Source organism: Paenibacillus lactis (genome assembly GCF_017873605.1).
GTDB lineage: Bacteria > Bacillota > Bacilli > Paenibacillales > Paenibacillaceae > Paenibacillus_AQ > Paenibacillus_AQ lactis.
On sequence record NZ_JAGGKI010000007.1, the window covers coordinates 170,837 to 188,145 of the forward strand.

Below are 17,309 nucleotides of genomic sequence, written 5' to 3' on the forward strand. Positions count from 1 at the left end.
CCGGGACTGGTTCTATTGCAAGTTCAATCCTTTTACAGTAAACTAACAATTACATCTTAATTATATGGAAGGATGAACGATAACGATGACCATTCCTTCATTGCATAGAATCAATGAACTGAGCCGCAAGCAGAAATCCGAAGGCTTGACCCAAGAAGAATATACCGAACAGCAAAAGCTTCGCCAGGAATACTTGAAAGACATCCGGGGCCAGGTTCTCTCCACGATGTCTACCCTGAAGGTTGTAGACCCGAATGGTGACGATGTTACCCCTGAAAAATTGAGAATAACCCAGCAACAGAATCGGTCAAAGCTGAATTAAGCTTCATCTCATAAAGCAATGGTCCGTAATATGGATGATTGACCAGGTCCCATTTATGATCCCGGAAGACAGACAATGTTGGTTGTCCGTTTTCCGGGTTTTTATGTACTAGCGGAGGGGAGAAACGATGAACAAAACCGAGCGCCAGTTCGCCATCATGCTTGAATTGCAGCGGAGCAAGGTGCTGCGGGCGGAAGATTTGGCTGCCCATTTCGAGACAAGCGTGCGGACGATATATCGAGACATGCAAGCGCTCAGCGAAGCCGGGGTTCCGATACTTGGGTCTCCAGGATACGGGTACTCCCTAATGGAAGGTTACTTTTTGCCGCCGGTTGGTTTTACTGCGGAAGAGGCGGTGGCATTGCTCATGGGGACGGATATGATTGAGCAGCGGCTGGATGGCGACTACAAAGCAGCTGCGAGGGCAGCTCGAAGCAAGATTGAAGCGATACTTCCTGAACCCATTCGTGAGGCCTCAGCGGATGTCCGGGAAACGATGCAGTTTCTTCATCCCGGCGGACAGGGGGAGAACGAGCTTGGACAGGTTCGGGGTGCCATTTTGGAGCGGCGGAAGATAAGGATGCGTTACCTGAAAAAAATACCGGATTCGGATGGAAAACGGATGAGCGACCGGATCGTTGCTCCATATGGCCTTGTGCTCGTCCAAGGGAATTGGATCATGATCGCACGCTGCGAGCTGCGTCAGGAGATCCGTCATTTTCGATTATCGCGCATGAGGGATGTTACGGTCTTAGAGGAAAGGTTTAACCTTCCCCAAGGATTTAAGCTGAGTCAATATCGTCCGCCTGACGATCGTAACGTTCATGTGACGATTCAAGTAAATCCGGAAATTGCCGATAAAATCACCGAGACCGCGAGCTTCTATATCGAAGCTTCTGAGCAAAGGGAACACGGTCTTCTGGTCCGCTTTCGAGTCAGACAGCCGGAAGAATTGCTCCCCTATATTCTCAGCTGGGGTGGGGACGTGGAGGTGCTGGAACCTGATTCCTTTCGTAACCGGATTCGAGAAGAAGCTGAAAAAATACGAAAACGCTACTGACACGCTGTTGTCAGGAGCGTTTTTTTATATTGGGTATATACCAGATGGAAGAGGAGATATCATGATGAGAAATACAGTAGAAGCTTTGCAGGCGTTTGAAACAACAGTAGCGGTGTATTTAAACGAGCTGGGACACCTGGAGCTGGAGGAGCTGCATATCAAGCCGAACGAAGAGGAATGGTCCATTGGGCAAATGTACATGCATTTGATTCAATCGGCTCAATATATGCATCTGCGCAATGTCGACCAATGTTTGGCCGGAAACGAAACGGCCGTCGAATCCCCTGGGGAAAAAACGGAGAGAGGCAAGGCGGTATTCGAGCTTGGAAGTTTTCCTCCTGTCAGGATACGAATTCCGGCGTCTCCGCAGTACACGCCGCAGCAGCCGACGAGCAAAGAGCAGTTAGTTGAAGGTCTTCAGGGCGTAGTGGAGCGGATGAAGCGAACGGAACCGGTTGTGCGTCAAGCAGACAGCAGCATCACGATTCCTCATCCCGGATTCGGAGCCTTAAACGCCAAAGAGTGGTTTCTGCTGGTAGAGATGCATTACAGGCACCACCTGCTGCAGCTCGATCGGTTAAAAAAGGAGCTGTCCCTCTAAGGACTCCCCTCTCGATCGGTTAAAAAAGGAGCTGTCCCTCTAAGGACTCCCCTAATGGATTGATGATCAAGCGGAATTGACAAAAGAGCGTCTCAGTGGAGACGTTTTTTTGTTGTCGATCCTCGTCTATGAATCTCAAAATTTGCTTGATAGAATTAGAGATATTTGGTATGATGAACTCACATAAAGCTACTCACGATAAATGGCAAACTTGTCGAAAGGCAAGGACGCAAAGCTATAGGGCCTTCTTGATAAACCATCAATGGCAGCCAGCTACCGAACGAAGATGCTTTTTTTGTTTTTTATATGAGATTTTTATTCAATTAATTCTTTGAAAACTCTACTACGATAACGGCAAACTTGTCGAAAGATAAGGACGCAAAGCCACAGGGCCTTCTTGATGAACCGTCAATGGCAGCCTGGCTACCGAAGGGAGTTTACAGTATGCGCAACATGGTGTTGGCTATTGTAGGGTTTATTGCGTTATTCGTATTGGCTCCGGTTGTACATGCTTCCCAAACGGGAGATTGGCTGGATCTGGAGCAGCTTGATCGCGGAGTCATCGCCGTTCGCTATGACGTGAAAGCGGACGTGAAGACGAAGCTTATGATTGCAAAAGGGCAAAACAAGTATACATATACGCTTTTAGCGGACAAGCAGCAGGAGACCTTTCCGCTGCAAATGGGAAACGGTCGTTATACCATAACAGTGCTGGAGCAGGTCAACGGTACCAAGTATAAGATCGTTCAAGAAGCGGAAGTTAAGCTTCAACTGACCAATAGCAGCAAGGTATTTTTGAACTCGGTACAAAACATCGATTGGCGTTCAAGCGACAAGGCGGCTCAGCTTGCAAAGAAGCTAACTCGGTCCGCAGACACCGACGAGGAAAAAGTAAAGTTGATCCACGAATATATCGTCGATACGATCCGGTACGACAAAGCACTCGCATCCAGTGAGCTGACGGACTATCTTCCCGATATTGACCGCACGCTGTCAGGGAAAAAAGGCATGTGTTATGATTACGCCTCTCTGTTCGCATCCATGCTGCGGAGCGTGGACATTCCGACTAAGCTTGTAATGGGGACAACGGATTATGTTGACGTTTACCACGCTTGGAATGAGGTTTACCTGAACGGGCGGTGGGTAACGATCGACACGACCGTTGATGCGGGATGGAAGAGCAAGGGTGCCGGTTTCAAAATGATTAAAGAGGCATCTCGCTATTCTGCAGCCAAGTATTATTAAAATAATTTTATAGCTAAAACCTTAAGCTTTGGACCATTGTCCAAGGCTTATTCGGGTTTTTATTCAGAAAATATTCAGAATCGGGCGTTACAATGCTAGAAGCTCAATTGGTTCTTAAGGAAAATACAGGCACCAATGTATCGTGCGCCAAATAAAAGTATGCGGAGGTGATGGACGAACAAATCTCTTATCGGCATATGATCCGAGAGATGGTTGGCTCGATTTGCGCACGCGAAAGCGACATCGGAACCAAATATATTGAGGGTAATGGAGAGGCTGAGGGAGAGATCATGAAGAAAAAAGTAAGTGGAATCGTATTGGCTCTGCTGCTTATGATCCAAACGTGGTTTGGAGGATCGGACTGGACGGTCAATGCATCGACTAATGTTCCAGAACCGGTAAGCGTGCAGGATTCAGTGTATGGAGTGACGGATGATGTTTATGGCCCGTCCGAATCAGAAATCAATAATGATAGCATTTTAACCAAAGTTGTGTTAACCGACATGGATGGCACCGTCATTGATGCCGTTTATAATCCGGACAGCAGCCTGGATATCGGTGCAGCCGTTAATCTAGGCTACGAATGGGAGCTGCCGAACGGTCACAACTACAAAAATGGAGACTCATTTACCTTCGAGCTGCCGCAGCAGTTTGAAATCTTCACGGAGATTGACTCACCGCTCGTTACCGGTCAAGGTGAAGTTGGCCGTTTTACGGTGGACCGAAACGGCAAGGTTGTGATGACCTTCAATGATTACGTGGAGAGCCATTCCAACATCAGCGGCAAGCTGGAAATTCGCACTGAATTCAAGAAGGAAGTTCTAAAAGGAAGCACCGAAATCATTATTGCTATTCCGATAAAGGGCGGGGTTCAGACCGTCATCGTGAACCTGAAGCCGCAAGGCGGAAAGCTGATCGAGAAGCAAGGGAAAGCGATTGGCAAAGATCGGATCGATTGGTCGGTTCAGATCAACAAATCGTTAAATAAAATCAAGCACGCAGTCATCACCGATGAAATGCCTGAAGGCTTGGAGCTCATCGCGGATTCCGTAGAGGTATACAACCTGCAGGTTAACGGTGACGGCTCAGCGGTTCTTGGCGATCAGCTGGATGCCGGCAAGTACACCGTCCAAACAGGCGGTGGCGGCAAACTGGAGCTTGCATTCTTGGACGAGACGATCAGCAAAGCCTACGAAATTCGCTTTTCGACGAAGCTTGTCGGCGAACAGTCCCGTTTTGAGAACACCGCTGTTCTAACTGGCGACGGGATGGAAAATGCCCAATCGACGGCTACAGTAACAGTAGATCGCGGCAGTTTCTTGGATAAGACATATAGCCAGGACAAGGACACAGGGATCATCACTTGGACGGTGAAATACAATTTCAACGAGAAGAAGATTCCGAGCGCTCAAGCCATCATTACAGACCAAGTTAGCGAGAACCATTCCTGGATTGCCGATTCGCTGAAGGTGTATAACGGGGATTCGAAGGATGCCAGCGCTTTGGTATCAGCGGATGAATACACCGCTGTAGCTAAAGGTAAGCACGGATTCGAGCTTCAATTCAAGAAGGATATCGATTCGCCTTATACGATTGTTTACCAGACGGAGCCGGTCGATCGCTTGAGCTCCGAGGGGAACGCAGTCAAGAACAAAGTCGTATCGGGTGAAGCGTCTAAGGAAGTAACGGCTCCGGGCTACGGAAGCCGTGCCCTGGTAAAAGGATCCTCGAACGTCAATTTTGACACAAAAGCCGCGAAGTGGATAATTACCGTCAATGGCGATAAAAAGCCGGACGGCACCAAATACATCATGGAGAATGTAGTCATCACGGATACGTTCCCGCAAGGCGGACTTGAATTCGTTCCGGATTCGGTAATCGTAAAAGCGGACGGTAAAGTCGTTCCAGCGAGCGAGTACACGGTGAAGTACAATGATTTACGCGAAGGCTTTATCATCGAGTTCTCCAAGATTGACACCACCTATACGATCGAATATGAAACGAAGTTTAACATCAACTGGCTGAAGGATCGCAAATGGGACTTTTTAAACAGAGCCTCGATGACATGGGTCGAGGAAGGCAAGGTGAAAGGCCCGATTGTGCGGGATGCAAGCTTCTCCGCTGATGGTTATACGAAAAATAACGGCGGTAAAGACGGCAGCTACAATCCGATCAGCAAAGAAATTACGTGGAACGTCAAGATGAACTATAATCTTGATTCGCTTCAGGAAGCGATCGTTACCGATGTGCTGCAGCAGGATCAGAAGCTTGTTCCGGGTTCGGTCAAGGTCTATGAAATGAAGCTGACTGGAGGACGGAATGGCGTTCAGAAGGGCTCGCTAGTTCCCGCTTCTCAATATGAAGTGACAGGACCATCAGAAACTAATGGCAACAAGCTGTCCATTCGCTTTGTCGGCCCGATCTCATCCGCATACTGGATTGAATTCAAAACATCGCTGGAAGGTACATTGATTGTCAACAAAATCGATAATACTGCGGAGCTGTCCGATGGCAGCGCGAAAAAGGCAACATGGAACGCCAGCGTAACGATTCCTCACGGCGGGGAATATGTGAAGAAGAGCGGCTCCCAGAACGGAAACAAAATCGACTGGGAAATTCGCATCAACGAAGGTCAGTCGCATATTTCCAACGCAAAAATTATCGATAATCCAAGTCCGAACCAGATCTTGATCGAGGATTCCTTCCGCTTGTATGCGACCAAGATCAATGCAAACGGAAAAGCGGAAAAAGCCCAAGAACTGACTAAAGGGAAGGATTATACCTTAACCATCCATAGGCTTGATGGTGATAAAGAGACATTCGAGTTGAAATTCACAAATGACATCTCTACGGCCTATATTTTGGAATATCAGTCGTTCATTATTGCTGAAGATAAAGAGGCAGTACAGAATAAGGTGGCTCTTGAAGGAGATCAGCTGAAGACGGAGATCCGGGAAACGACGGAAGAGGTTATTGTCCGTACTTCCTCCGGTTCAGGTTCGGGAGGCGGCGTAACGGGAAGCCTGGAAGTAACGAAGGTGGATCAGGACGAACAGACGAAGCCGCTGGCGGGAGCCAAGTTTGCGCTTTACGACAAAGCTGGCAAACGTGCGCCGATCGTAAAATCCTCGGATGATGAAGGCAAGATCCTGTTTACAAAGCTGCTGTACGACGAGTATATTTTGGAAGAGCTGGCCGCTCCTGAAGGATATAAGATCGAGCAAGCGAAGTGGGACGTAACGATTGACTCCAGCATCAAGAATCAAGATCATGTTAAGAAAATGATCGTTACAAACCGCAAGGAAGAGCCGGTTATACCTGGCGAGCCTACGGATCCAACAGATCCAACAGATCCGGAGAACCCAACGGATCCTGGCAATCCGACCGATCCAGGCTACCCGGGGAGCCCAACCGATCCGGGCAATCCGACGAACCCAGGAAATCCGGGGAACCCAACGGATCCAGGCAATCCGACAGATCCAGGTAACCCGGGGACCCCAACGAATCCTGGCAATCCGACAGACCCAGGTAATCCGGGCAATCCGACCGGTGAGGTAGAGGTGCCGGACGAGGATGTTCCAAGAGGTGAACCAACAACGCCTCAAACGCCTGAGACACCTCCGACAGAACCGGAAACACCTGCCGTCGATATTGACGAAGAGGATATTCCGCGAGGAGGCGTCGAGCCTGAGCCTCAAAAGCCGGATGCACCAACTCCGTCTGAGAACGCTTCGACACCGCAGCCAACGGTTCCGATGCTTCCAAAAACGGGTGAATCGAGTCCTTATCCGTTCTATTTAGCGGGTCTCGGGCTGATCGCTTTCGGTGTATGGTTAGGTCGCAAACGGATGAACATGAAACAATAGCACGTTGTACTTCGGCTCTTCTTGTCCAGTAACCTGGGCAGGGAGAGCTTTATTTCTTGCAGCATCCCGTCCTATGCTTAAGCACTGAACGGCAAAGTTCGAGAAGAAAATTTTATGGTTTATTATTGACTGAACGATCTATAATTGATATGATGAAGCCATCAAAAGGAGGTGCTAATAAGACAATGTAGTTGAAGCACTGTATTTTTTTAATCAATATAGACCGAACGGTCTGGAAAGTCGATTTCTTGAACCCTCATTCTTGACTGAATAATCCGATAACGATAGTATTATGGGAGTGAAGGAGGCAGACGAAAATTGGCAAGGAACAAAGAATTTGACACGACACTGGTCCTACATAAGGCTATGGAAGTATTCGGTCATTACGGTTATGAAGGCACGTCACTGCAGCTTTTGCTCGAAGGATTGGGTATAGCGAGACAAAGCTTGTATGACACCTACGGAACGAAGCGAGATCTCTTTATCAAAGCGGTTAAGTATTACCTGGACGAGAAATCATCTGCCGTCATCGCCCATTTGGCTCAACCAGGCTCTGTCAAGGGTACGATTGCCGAAATCTTTGCGATTATCGTCGATACTTTGAAGGATGAGCAGCGCCGCAAGGAGTGCCTAATTCTGCATAGCGCAATTGATCAGGTACCTCATGATCCCGAGATTGCACAGATTTTCGAGCAAGATAAGATTCGTTTGGAGCAAGCGCTATACGAGGCACTAGCCCGTGGCCAAGAGCAGGGAGAGTTAGGATTGAATCAGGATCTTCGCTCGCTGGCACGATATTTATACCATTCGCGTTATGCACTGACGCAAGTAGCAAAATTAACGGACGACCCTCTCGTCATCGAACAAGTTGCTTCAGTTACTCTATCTGTACTTGATCATAAATGAAGCGTCCTTTTTCGCGCTTCATTTTTTCATGCGAATAATAGAATGATCAGTCCGTAATGGCGATCATTTTGGATCATTCAAGTCTACAATCGCGCATATATTAGATCGATTGGTCTATAATATTGCGCATATTAGATCGATTGGTTCCTAATTATGTTTATATTAGATCGTTTAGTCTATAAAATGGAAGGGGAAATTGTATATGAGTTCAAGTAAATTCAAAGGCTTGGCACTTTTCATTCTAGCCATCTCCCAGCTCGTTATGGCACTCGATTACACCATAATTTTTGTAGCGATGCCGTCTCTCGGCAACGAACTCGGGTTTTCGGCAAACCATCTGCAATGGGTCGTCAGTGCATTTTCACTCGCTTACGGCGGTTTCTTGCTGCTTGGCGGGCGCTTATCGGATCTTCTTGGCAGACGGCGCATGTTTATAATCGCTATGGCACTCTTTGGCCTAGGTTCGCTGCTTGGAGGATTATCTGAATCGCAGCTGATGCTCATCGTCGCAAGAGGGGTGCAGGGTCTTGGAGGAGCTCTGCTCTCTCCCGCAACGTTGTCATTGATTGTGTCTAACTTTAACGAAGGAGCGGAACGTAACCGTGCAATGGGCATATGGGCTTCCATGGGCGGTGTAGGCTTGTCGCTTGGATTACTCCTTGGCGGTGTGCTCACCAGCTATATCGGATGGGAAGCAACCTTCTTCGTTAACGTGCCAATCGCGCTTATCGTCATTATTCTTGCACCCATTGTACTTGCCGAGAGCAAGGTATCCACGGCAACCAGGCACTATGATGCTGCCGGAACGATCTCCGTTACTGCTGGGTTAATGCTCGTCGTATATTATCTAATACAGTCACCGGTGGAAGGCTGGTTCAGTGCATCGACACTTCCTTATGTGCTGCTTGGAGCGGTGCTGTTTCTCGCTTTCATAATCATTGAGCGGCGTACGAAAGAGCCATTGATTTCCTTCGGATTGTTCCGTAATCGCAATTTGACCGGAGCAGCACTCACTGCATTTCTGTTGTCGGCCTCGTTCGGGTCACTGTACTACTTTCTGACGCTGTATACGCAGGGTGTCTTGCACTATTCGGCCATTCAATCCGGCCTTAGCTTCCTGCCGCTTACGCTTAGCGCTTTACTTGGTGCCCGGTTCATTAACAGAATACTCACTAGGATCGGCGTAGCAGGTACAATCGCTGCCGGCATGGGTCTGGGAACGATCGGTTTTTTACTTCTGACAAGACTGTCGGAAACAGGGACGGCGTGGGGGATCATACCAGGCACGGTTATTATCGGCCTCGGCCAAGCGCTTGTGTTTACAACGATGTTTATCGCCGGAAGCACGGGAGTGGATCCTAAAGTACAGGGCGTTGCTTCCGCGCTCATTTCGACCGGCCAGCAAATTGGAGGTGCAGTAGGCTTGGCCGTGATCATGGCCATGATTTCGGCTGGTATGGGTACGAACGAAAGTCTCGAAACCATGATGGCGACGGAGCTTAACCAAGCGATCCGGACTGCGTTTCAAATTGCGGCTGTCACTACGGTGCTTGGCATCGTAGTAGCTTTCTTGGTGCTTAAACAGCCTAAGGTATCGAAAAATGCAGATACGGAAGTGACCATTTCCCATTAAAAAACGCAGTAATATTGAGAGCAAGGAGAGGGGCCGCGGATAACGCGGCTTCTTTTTTACGGCCGAACAATACCGCTATGGCATAAAGCACCCTTTGAACATCACCGTAAAAGGCAACCGAGAACAACATTTCATGTTAATGAGCATTGGTGGTGCATTCCATTCAGATCGATATAATGAAGACAAGGGATGTGAAAAATATGATTAGTATGAATTTAAAAACCATGCGCAAGCTGCACCGATTGACTCAAGAAGAAGTGGCTGAAAAGATCGGCGTGTCCAGGCAAGCTGTAGCTAAATGGGAAAATGGAGAGACCGTGCCGGATATTCAAAATTGCTTGGCGTTGGCGGAACTTTACGATGTTGTATTGGATGACTTGGTCAAAAATTCCGATAAGCATGTCAAAATAGGGATTCGGCCGAAGGGAAAGCACATGTTCGGGATGGTAAAGGTTGGAGACCGGGGACAGATCGTGATACCCAAAAAGGCAAGAGACATATTCGATATCCGTCCTGGGGACAGGCTTGTGGTTCTGGGGGATGAAGCGCAGGGAATCGCCATTTTGAAGAGCGAAGGCTTGCTGCAGTTTGCCGAGGAGATCCTTCAATCGCAGAACGACGAGGAGGAAGATGAGTGTTAGCTATTGAAACGAAGAATTTATCCAAGAGATACAAAACCAAAACGGCCGTCGATTCGCTCAATCTCTCGATAAAGCAGGGCGAGTTGTTCACGCTGCTTGGCGTGAACGGCGCAGGAAAAACAACGACCATCAAGATGCTGACTTGTCTGAGCAAACCTACCAGCGGCGATGCGATTCTATTGGGAGACAGCATTATCTCCAATCCCTTTGCGGTGAAGGAGAAGATTAACATTTCGCCGCAGGAAACGGCAGTCGCTCGCAACTTGTCCGTCAAGGAAAACCTCGAGTTTACTGCAAAAATCTATGGATTCGACCGGAAAGAAACAGCCTTGAAAGTACAGGAAATGCTCGACACCTTCAGTCTTGCAGAGGTGTCCCCAAACAAAGCAAAAACGTTATCAGGTGGTATGCAAAGACGGCTTAGCATTGCAATGGCGCTGATTTCTGATCCCCAAATCCTGTTTCTCGATGAGCCTACCTTGGGCTTGGATGTTATCGCTAGAAGGCAGTTGTGGTCAGCCATTGAAAAACTAAAAGGCAATATTACCATCATTTTAACAACACATTACATGGAGGAGGCGGAAGCGCTCTCGGATCGCATCGGAGTCATGTCGAAAGGTAAACTGAGGGCTGTCGGTACGACGGCTGAATTGACGGCAAAGACTAGCACGGGATCGCTAGAGGATGCATTCGTATCTTTGGCAACACTAGAGGAGGCAACTGGATGAAGACGGCAGCATTTTCCGCACGAAACCGGAAGGAAATGATTCGGGATCCGTTGAATATGGCTTTCGGTATTGGTTTTCCACTGGTCATTTTGCTGCTCTTAACGGCGCTGCAATCGAATATTCAAGTTGAATTGTTTGCTATCGATCAGCTGGTTCCGGGAGTCGCCGTATTCGGATTATCGTTCATCTCGCTTTTTTCAGGGATGCTCATTGCTAAGGACAGAAGCACTTCATTTTTAATGCGATTATTTACGGCTCCATTAACGGCTCCGGACTATATCCTGGGATACACGTTACCTTTAATTCCGATGGCGGTTCTTCAAATAACGATAACCTTTATCGCGGCAGCCTTCTTGGGACTGGTCCTCCATTTCAATGTTCTGCTGTCCATCGTGGTGCTGATTCCGGTAGCCATTTTATTTATCGGCATTGGTCTGCTTGCAGGAAGCATGTTTAACGATAAGGTCGTCGGGGGCGTATGCGGAGCTTTATTGACGAATCTCAGCGCATGGCTGAGCGGGACATGGTTTGATCTTCATCTGGTGGGCGGTTGGTTTAAGGGGATTGCCTACATGCTTCCTTTTGCCCATGCGGTTGACGCGGGAAGGGCAGCCATTTCGGGAGATTACACATCGATTTTACCTCATCTTTGGTGGGTGATCGGGTATGCCGTTGCCATCCTGATTATTGCGATCTTTGTATTCAGGAAGCAAATGAGCAGTGATAGCGATTAGACTATTGAACGAAAATCGATGATATAATTGCGTATCGTATAACAAGATGTCCATACGGCCTGTTGGAGGTCAAACACTTTTCCGCATGAAAGTCGCCGAACTGGCGGCTTTTCTTGCTGCAACGATGCAGAATCATGTCTAGAACCGAGGACACGATCTTATCGCATACCGGAAAGATAAAGAGGATTTGTAACTTTTCTACCGAAACCAATATGAACATGTGCAGATTGGGAGTGATGTTTCGGTTATGAACAAAATCCTCATCATAGGTAGTGTTGCCAGTGGTAAGACAACATTGGCAAGACGATTATCCGAACAGCTGCATATTCCTTGGTTAGAACTTGATACCATTGTCCATCATCAAACATCGACTGGACGATATAAACGAACAGAGGAAGAGCAAATTGAAGTTCTGTTGGAAATCGACCGGAATGGTCCGTGGATATTAGAAGGCACGGATCGAGAATCATACCAATGTTTATATCAAATGGCGGATACCATCATATTCTTGGACACTCCATTATGGAAGCGTAGAATTAGGATATTGACGCGATTCCTAAAGCAAAACCTTGGCATTGAGAAGTGTCATTATAAGCCAGACCGAACAATGTTAATGATGATGTACAAGTGGACGGAGGATTTTGAGAGGAACCGAAGCCATTTTGAAGCTAAATTAACCCGACACAGTGAAAAACTCATCAGGTTAAGAGATAATGACAGCCTGAACATTTGATAGCCCTATAAATCATTCCAAACATGTTCTGTGCTCCTTCCAATACGGATGGGGCTTATTTGTGTTGTGCTGAACATCAATTTATGTGTTTACCATATTGGGATTTCTAAAAATCTTTGATCAAAATTAACATAGATCTTATATGATTGGACTGGGGAAGTAGGTATACAATGAATAGAATTTTTTTATAACAAAATGATTAAAAGGCGTATTTTTACGCGATGAAAAAAGCAGGAAAACCCTATTCATTAACGAAATGCTCTTTCAATAAACGGAACATCTTGAATAAAAGCAAATCGATGGAGGTATGTCGCTAAATGTACACCGTTCTGATCGCCGAGAATGAACCATGGGTATTGAAAGGAATCGTCCAGATGGTGAAAGCTGCCGGGATGGAATTCCAGGTTGTTGGAGAATGCAGCAATGGAAATGAAGCATGGAACATGATACAAGAAGTGTGGCCCATGCTCTTGATCACGGATATCATGATGCCTGAGCTGGATGGGTTATCTTTGATTAAACGAATCGCCGAGCAGCGAATTCCCATGGTATCCGTCATTATCAGCGGCTATGACAATTTTCAATATGCACAAAAAGCCATGAGCTATGGTGTATCCGAATATTTACTGAAGCCGCTGGAATATGAAATACTGACTGAAGCATTAAAGCGATCCAAGGATAAGCTGGAGTCGCTAAAGGATCTGAACAACTATATCGTCAGGTTCCAGTGTTTATTGGAAAACAGTCAGGGTTTGGCGCTCGATACCATCATGCAGAAGCAAAACCAATTGATTCAGTCGATCTTAAGGTTACATGGTCTGAACAACAATGCCCGGGTCGGGCTGCTGAATATATTGGACAACAAATTGAAGACCCTGCTTAATGATTTTGGCATTGAGTTTAGGGATATCCCGAAATCCAAGCACCAGGATGAGACCTCCATCTTGAAATACTACATGGCGATGCTGGAAAAATGGTATCTCGAGTATCCCCGAATGGTGAAATCAAGCATGCCTGAGGCCATCGCCCAATCATGTCGCTACATTGAGACCAATTTTAAAACGAACCTATCGCTCGCGGAAATGGCGAACCTAACGAATTTCAGCATTTCCCATTTCAGTATGTTGTTTAAAGAACATACGGGCAGTTCGTTCGTCAGCTATGTGAACCGATTGCGTGTTGATGAAGCCAAAAAGCTGCTGAGGACAAGCTCCTACGCTGTATCCGAAATTGCGGACATCGTCGGATACGCTTCCGGTCCGTATTTTACGCGAGTGTTCAAAGCACATACCGGCGTGTCGCCCCTCGAATACAGAAGGAGGATGGGTTCATGAAATGGCGGAACTGGCATTATCGATTCTCATTCAAAACGAAAATCCTCGGGCTGGTATTCTCCGTTAGCATGATTTCCGTTTCGCTGATGGCGGTGTTCACATCGTATTACTATACCGAATCAGCTAAAAATGATTTCTACATGATTGCCCAGGATTCTACGGCGAGAATGAACCATCAGCTTGACCGGTATTTCACGCAAATGGCCCAATCGACATATGCATCCATTGCCGGTCCATTGCCCTCGAATTCCATGCTCGGCGACAATCCGGAAAGCGGGCTGCTGCAGAAATGGCTTATTCGTGGTCAATTGTTCAGTCGGGAGCAGGAGGCACTGGTTGAAGGGATCATGTCGAAGTATATTGCAATTAACTACTCCAACGTCCTGGGGCTTGTGCTCCGTTCACACGACAACCGGCTGATTTATTCGAAAGACCATTCTTTAAGTCATCCCATGATTAGATCCTCACCTTGGATTAACGATACGTTGGCCGACACATTAACCATCGTTCCCTCCCATTATCGTCCGCAAAATACCCTCATGGCGGCATACCCCTATATTACTCTGATCGTTCCCGTCTTTGATCCAAATTCACTTAAGCTCGTCGGCAATTTGAATATCGCCTTATCCATGACCGAAATCGAGGATATTCTTGGACAGACGCGACTCGGGAGAACCGGATTCTTCTTTATTGTCGATTCCTCAGGGGAGATCGTTTATCATCCGGACGTCAACTTAGCTGGTCGTCGTGTTGAAGACACCGCAATTAGAGCTCTCCCGCTTGGAGGGCAGGGGGCTGTTATCAAACGAAATGGGGAGAAAATTCTGATGTCCGGCAACCGGTCGGAGCTGACAGGCTGGAATCTGGTTGCTTCCGTCCCTATGCACGAGATGGCGAGCGGTCTGGACTTCGCGCGAAAAGCAACGTTGTTTGTCATGAGCGGCATTATTGTTATATCCCTGCTCTTTATCCCAAGGATGGTCGACCAAGTAGTACGTCCCATTCTTCGCCTGCGAAATCTGATGAAACAAGTGGAGCAGGGGGACACAAGCGTCTACGCGGAGGTGATTGCCGGGAAGGACGAGATTCAGCAGCTTAACGGAAGCTTTAATCAAATGACGACCAGGCTGAATGAACTCATACACACGGTTCATCGTCTGGAGATCAACGAGATGCAGCTTCAGCTCAGGCAAAGAGATGCGCATATTCAGGCATTACTGAATCAAATCAACCCTCATTTACTCTACAATACACTGGAAATTATCAAAAGCATTGCTTTTATAGAAAAGGTTCCGACGATTGAGAAAATGGTGACCAGTCTCGCAGCCGTATACCGGTATTCATCAAAAATGCCCGGGGCTGAAGTGCTGCTAAGGGATGAGCTGAAAAATCTGCAGCATTATTTAGAAATCATACATATTCGTTTTGAGCATTTTCAAAGCCGCATATCGGTGCATGAATCTTGTTTGGATTGCCGCGTGATCAAGCTATCCCTGCAGCCGATCGTAGAGAACAGCGTAAAGTATGCCGTAGAACCCAAAAACGGAAATGCCCAAATCACGGTTACGGCATATGAGAGCGACGGTGACCTCATCATTGATATATCGGATAACGGGAATGGGTTTCCTGAAGAGGACCTTGCCCGGATTCGTCATCGAATGAAACTTGTGGAGCAACAGCCGGAGCCTGCCTCCCACGAGGAATCGGTTGGACTCATCAATGTCCATTCCAGAATGGCATTAAGATATGGCCCGCCATACGGCGTTAGTGTGCATTCATTACCGGGAAGAGGAAGCAAAGTGTCGCTTCGATTCCCAAATAAGATAAATTCATGATCAGAAAATCGGATAAAAAGATCATCCATTTGTGAAAAAATGACCCCCGGCAACAAGATATATTAAATGGCATAAGGGCAAATCAAAAATTGTGTAATGGAGGTCACCCGAAGTGAAAAGAATGCTTTCCATGATCATGATTGTGAGCGTCGTATTATTGTCGATCGTAGGATGTACATCGACGGGACAACAGGATGCCGGCACGGCTTCCGGAGATAACGGGGACAAGGAGAAGAAGAAAATCAAAATTGATATGATGATCGCCTCTTGGAAGGGAGGGGGCTGGCCGGACAACAACCATCCGATTATCAAGCACATTAATGAAAAATTTAATGTGGATTTGCAAATTCAGTGGGTACCGAATGCAAATTTTGCCGAGAAGCTGAACGTGATCGCTGCATCCGGCAAGCTGCCGGACGTCATAAGGATGGATAGTCCAAGCCTCTATTTAAAATGGGTAGAACAGGGAGTATTCCTGGATTTAAAGCCCCATTTAGCCGAGTATTCAAGCTTGCAAAACATCGCTAAACCTGAGGAATGGGCATTGCTGAACCCGAAAGATCAGATTTTCGGCATTCCGATATACGCCACAGCTCAAAATACCATTTATGTAAGGGAGGACTGGCTTGCTAAACTGGACATCCCTATACCGACCGCGGAAGAATTTACGATCGATAAATTTTATGAAATTGCCAAGGCGTTCACCACTCAAGATCCGGACGGCAACGGAAAGAATGATACCTTTGGGTTTTCAGCGCTCGGCAATTCGAGTCTCTTTGGCATTCCGGAGTTGTTCGCAGCCTTCGGATTGGCGAATGGCTGGAAGGAAGAGGGCGGCCAGTTGATTCCAATGCAAGTACAGTCGGATGAATGGAAAGCATTCCTGACCTTTATGAGTCGTGCATATAAGGAAGGAGTCCTTGACAAAGACTTCATTACCAACACAAATTTCAATGAGAAATATGCGCAAGGTAAAGTAGGTTTTGCCGACATGCATTATCAGTTCAGCCAGCAAACGAACCAACAGCTGCAGACCATTTCCCCTGGTGCCGATTTTGTGGAACTCAGCCCGCCGATGGGAAATAACGGGTCAAGGGGCAACTCAACGCCGACGAGTGGAACGATAAAGGTCGTGTTAAGCAAGGACGTGGATGACCAGAAGCGGGATCGCATTTTGCAGCTGTTTGATTGGTGGGTATCTCCAGAAGGCGAAGACATCCTAAAGAATGGAATTGAAAATATTCATTACAAGAAAAACAGCAGCGGAGCCTATGAGATGACCGGCGAGTTGAAGGCTGAAGGCGAGGGGCGCCAAAGCCTCTTATGGAACTGGGTGCTACGGAACAACAACAATACGTTTAACACGTATAAATGGAGCGATCCTACTTGGGCAAAGGAAATGGAGCAGTCCATTGCTAATGCTGGCAAATATCCATATAAGAACGCGTCGGACGCCTACATCTTCTCGTCAAGAACCTATCTGGAGAAGGGGTCGGCATTGAATGAAAGCTTCCACAAAACCGTGATCGAAATCATCGCAGGGAAGAAGCCGATTGAAAGTATCGATCATGCGATTACGGAGTGGAAGAGTAACGGCGGGGATAAGATCATAGAGGAAGTGAATGCCGCGTTTACGGCGAATAAATAACGTTCGTCTGAAGCTCCCGAGCG

General features: G+C 47.2%; 14 protein-coding genes and 2 riboswitches. All 14 genes read left to right on the plus strand.

All coding sequences use genetic code 11. The features are described from left to right. The first annotated feature begins 85 nt into the window (after positions 1–85). The 14 genes from J2Z18_RS15225 (at position 86) to J2Z18_RS15290 (ending at position 17,286) form a co-directional block, all read left to right on the plus strand. Entirely contained in the window at positions 86–322 is a 237-nt protein-coding gene (locus J2Z18_RS15225; protein ID WP_007131928.1) for a DUF896 domain-containing protein, read from the plus strand. A 127-nt stretch (positions 323–449) separates the two neighbouring features. Further along, positions 450–1,382: a helix-turn-helix transcriptional regulator gene (locus tag J2Z18_RS15230; protein ID WP_210094952.1), complete on the plus strand. Its 933-nt coding sequence runs from the start codon at positions 450–452 to the stop codon at positions 1,380–1,382. 64 nt (positions 1,383–1,446) lie between these two features. Beyond that, a complete protein-coding gene (locus tag J2Z18_RS15235; RefSeq protein WP_210094985.1) occupies positions 1,447–1,983 on the plus strand; it encodes a DinB family protein in 537 nt (178 codons plus the stop codon). 194 nt (positions 1,984–2,177) lie between these two features. Next, positions 2,178–2,264: riboswitch (cyclic di-GMP riboswitch) on the plus strand. 62 nt (positions 2,265–2,326) lie between these two features. Next, positions 2,327–2,414, plus strand: a riboswitch (cyclic di-GMP riboswitch). A gap of 13 nt (positions 2,415–2,427) precedes the next feature. Next, the gene (locus J2Z18_RS15240) at positions 2,428–3,228 is read left to right on the plus strand and encodes a transglutaminase-like domain-containing protein (protein ID WP_210094953.1); all 801 of its coding nucleotides are present in this window, start codon (positions 2,428–2,430) and stop codon (positions 3,226–3,228) included. A 290-nt stretch (positions 3,229–3,518) separates the two neighbouring features. Continuing rightward, entirely contained in the window at positions 3,519–7,094 is a 3,576-nt protein-coding gene (locus J2Z18_RS15245) for a collagen binding domain-containing protein (protein ID WP_210094954.1), read from the plus strand. A gap of 318 nt (positions 7,095–7,412) precedes the next feature. Continuing rightward, positions 7,413–8,000 (plus strand): TetR/AcrR family transcriptional regulator, encoded by a 588-nt coding sequence (locus J2Z18_RS15250; RefSeq protein WP_028407022.1) that lies wholly within the window; start codon positions 7,413–7,415, stop codon positions 7,998–8,000. Between the two features lie 202 nt (positions 8,001–8,202). Continuing rightward, complete coding sequence (locus J2Z18_RS15255) at positions 8,203–9,633, plus strand: MFS transporter (RefSeq protein ID WP_007131274.1); 1,431 nt, start codon at positions 8,203–8,205, stop codon at positions 9,631–9,633. Between the two features lie 200 nt (positions 9,634–9,833). Next, positions 9,834–10,274 carry a type II toxin-antitoxin system RelB family anti-toxin gene (gene relB, locus J2Z18_RS15260; RefSeq protein WP_040739603.1) on the plus strand — a complete coding sequence of 147 codons (441 nt, stop codon included), beginning with the start codon at positions 9,834–9,836 and terminating at the stop codon, positions 10,272–10,274. Further along, positions 10,268–11,002 carry an ABC transporter ATP-binding protein gene (locus J2Z18_RS15265; RefSeq protein ID WP_007131276.1) on the plus strand — a complete coding sequence of 245 codons (735 nt, stop codon included), beginning with the start codon at positions 10,268–10,270 and terminating at the stop codon, positions 11,000–11,002. The genes relB and J2Z18_RS15265 overlap by 7 nt, the downstream gene beginning before the upstream one ends. Continuing rightward, the gene (locus J2Z18_RS15270) at positions 10,999–11,736 is read left to right on the plus strand and encodes an ABC transporter permease (protein ID WP_007131277.1); all 738 of its coding nucleotides are present in this window, start codon (positions 10,999–11,001) and stop codon (positions 11,734–11,736) included. Before J2Z18_RS15265 ends, J2Z18_RS15270 begins: the two co-directional genes overlap by 4 nt. Positions 11,737–11,983: 247 nt before the next feature. After that, positions 11,984–12,469: a EutP/PduV family microcompartment system protein gene (locus J2Z18_RS15275; protein ID WP_007131278.1), complete on the plus strand. Its 486-nt coding sequence runs from the start codon at positions 11,984–11,986 to the stop codon at positions 12,467–12,469. A gap of 317 nt (positions 12,470–12,786) precedes the next feature. Further along, positions 12,787–13,803 (plus strand): response regulator, encoded by a 1,017-nt coding sequence (locus J2Z18_RS15280; RefSeq protein WP_144878919.1) that lies wholly within the window; start codon positions 12,787–12,789, stop codon positions 13,801–13,803. Continuing rightward, the gene (locus J2Z18_RS15285; protein WP_210094955.1) at positions 13,800–15,638 is read left to right on the plus strand and encodes a cache domain-containing sensor histidine kinase; all 1,839 of its coding nucleotides are present in this window, start codon (positions 13,800–13,802) and stop codon (positions 15,636–15,638) included. The genes J2Z18_RS15280 and J2Z18_RS15285 overlap by 4 nt, the downstream gene beginning before the upstream one ends. 121 nt (positions 15,639–15,759) lie before the next feature. Next, a complete protein-coding gene (locus tag J2Z18_RS15290) occupies positions 15,760–17,286 on the plus strand; it encodes an extracellular solute-binding protein (RefSeq protein WP_245256025.1) in 1,527 nt (508 codons plus the stop codon). Positions 17,287–17,309 lie beyond the last annotated feature (23 nt).

Excerpts from the sequence above, each read along its gene's own strand:
- J2Z18_RS15225 (WP_007131928.1), top strand. The coding sequence starts at position 86 with ATGACCATTCCTTCATTGCATAGAATCAATGAACTGAGCCGCAAGCAG.
- J2Z18_RS15230 (WP_210094952.1), top strand. The coding sequence starts at position 450 with ATGAACAAAACCGAGCGCCAGTTCGCCATCATGCTTGAATTGCAGCGG.
- J2Z18_RS15235 (WP_210094985.1), top strand. The coding sequence starts at position 1,447 with ATGAGAAATACAGTAGAAGCTTTGCAGGCGTTTGAAACAACAGTAGCG.
- J2Z18_RS15240 (WP_210094953.1), top strand. The coding sequence starts at position 2,428 with ATGCGCAACATGGTGTTGGCTATTGTAGGGTTTATTGCGTTATTCGTA.
- J2Z18_RS15245 (WP_210094954.1), top strand. The coding sequence starts at position 3,519 with ATGAAGAAAAAAGTAAGTGGAATCGTATTGGCTCTGCTGCTTATGATC.
- J2Z18_RS15255 (WP_007131274.1), top strand. The coding sequence starts at position 8,203 with ATGAGTTCAAGTAAATTCAAAGGCTTGGCACTTTTCATTCTAGCCATC.
- relB (WP_040739603.1), top strand. The coding sequence starts at position 9,834 with ATGATTAGTATGAATTTAAAAACCATGCGCAAGCTGCACCGATTGACT.
- J2Z18_RS15270 (WP_007131277.1), top strand. The coding sequence starts at position 10,999 with ATGAAGACGGCAGCATTTTCCGCACGAAACCGGAAGGAAATGATTCGG.
- J2Z18_RS15275 (WP_007131278.1), top strand. The coding sequence starts at position 11,984 with ATGAACAAAATCCTCATCATAGGTAGTGTTGCCAGTGGTAAGACAACA.
- J2Z18_RS15280 (WP_144878919.1), top strand. The coding sequence starts at position 12,787 with ATGTACACCGTTCTGATCGCCGAGAATGAACCATGGGTATTGAAAGGA.
- J2Z18_RS15285 (WP_210094955.1), top strand. The coding sequence starts at position 13,800 with ATGAAATGGCGGAACTGGCATTATCGATTCTCATTCAAAACGAAAATC.
- J2Z18_RS15290 (WP_245256025.1), top strand. The coding sequence starts at position 15,760 with ATGCTTTCCATGATCATGATTGTGAGCGTCGTATTATTGTCGATCGTA.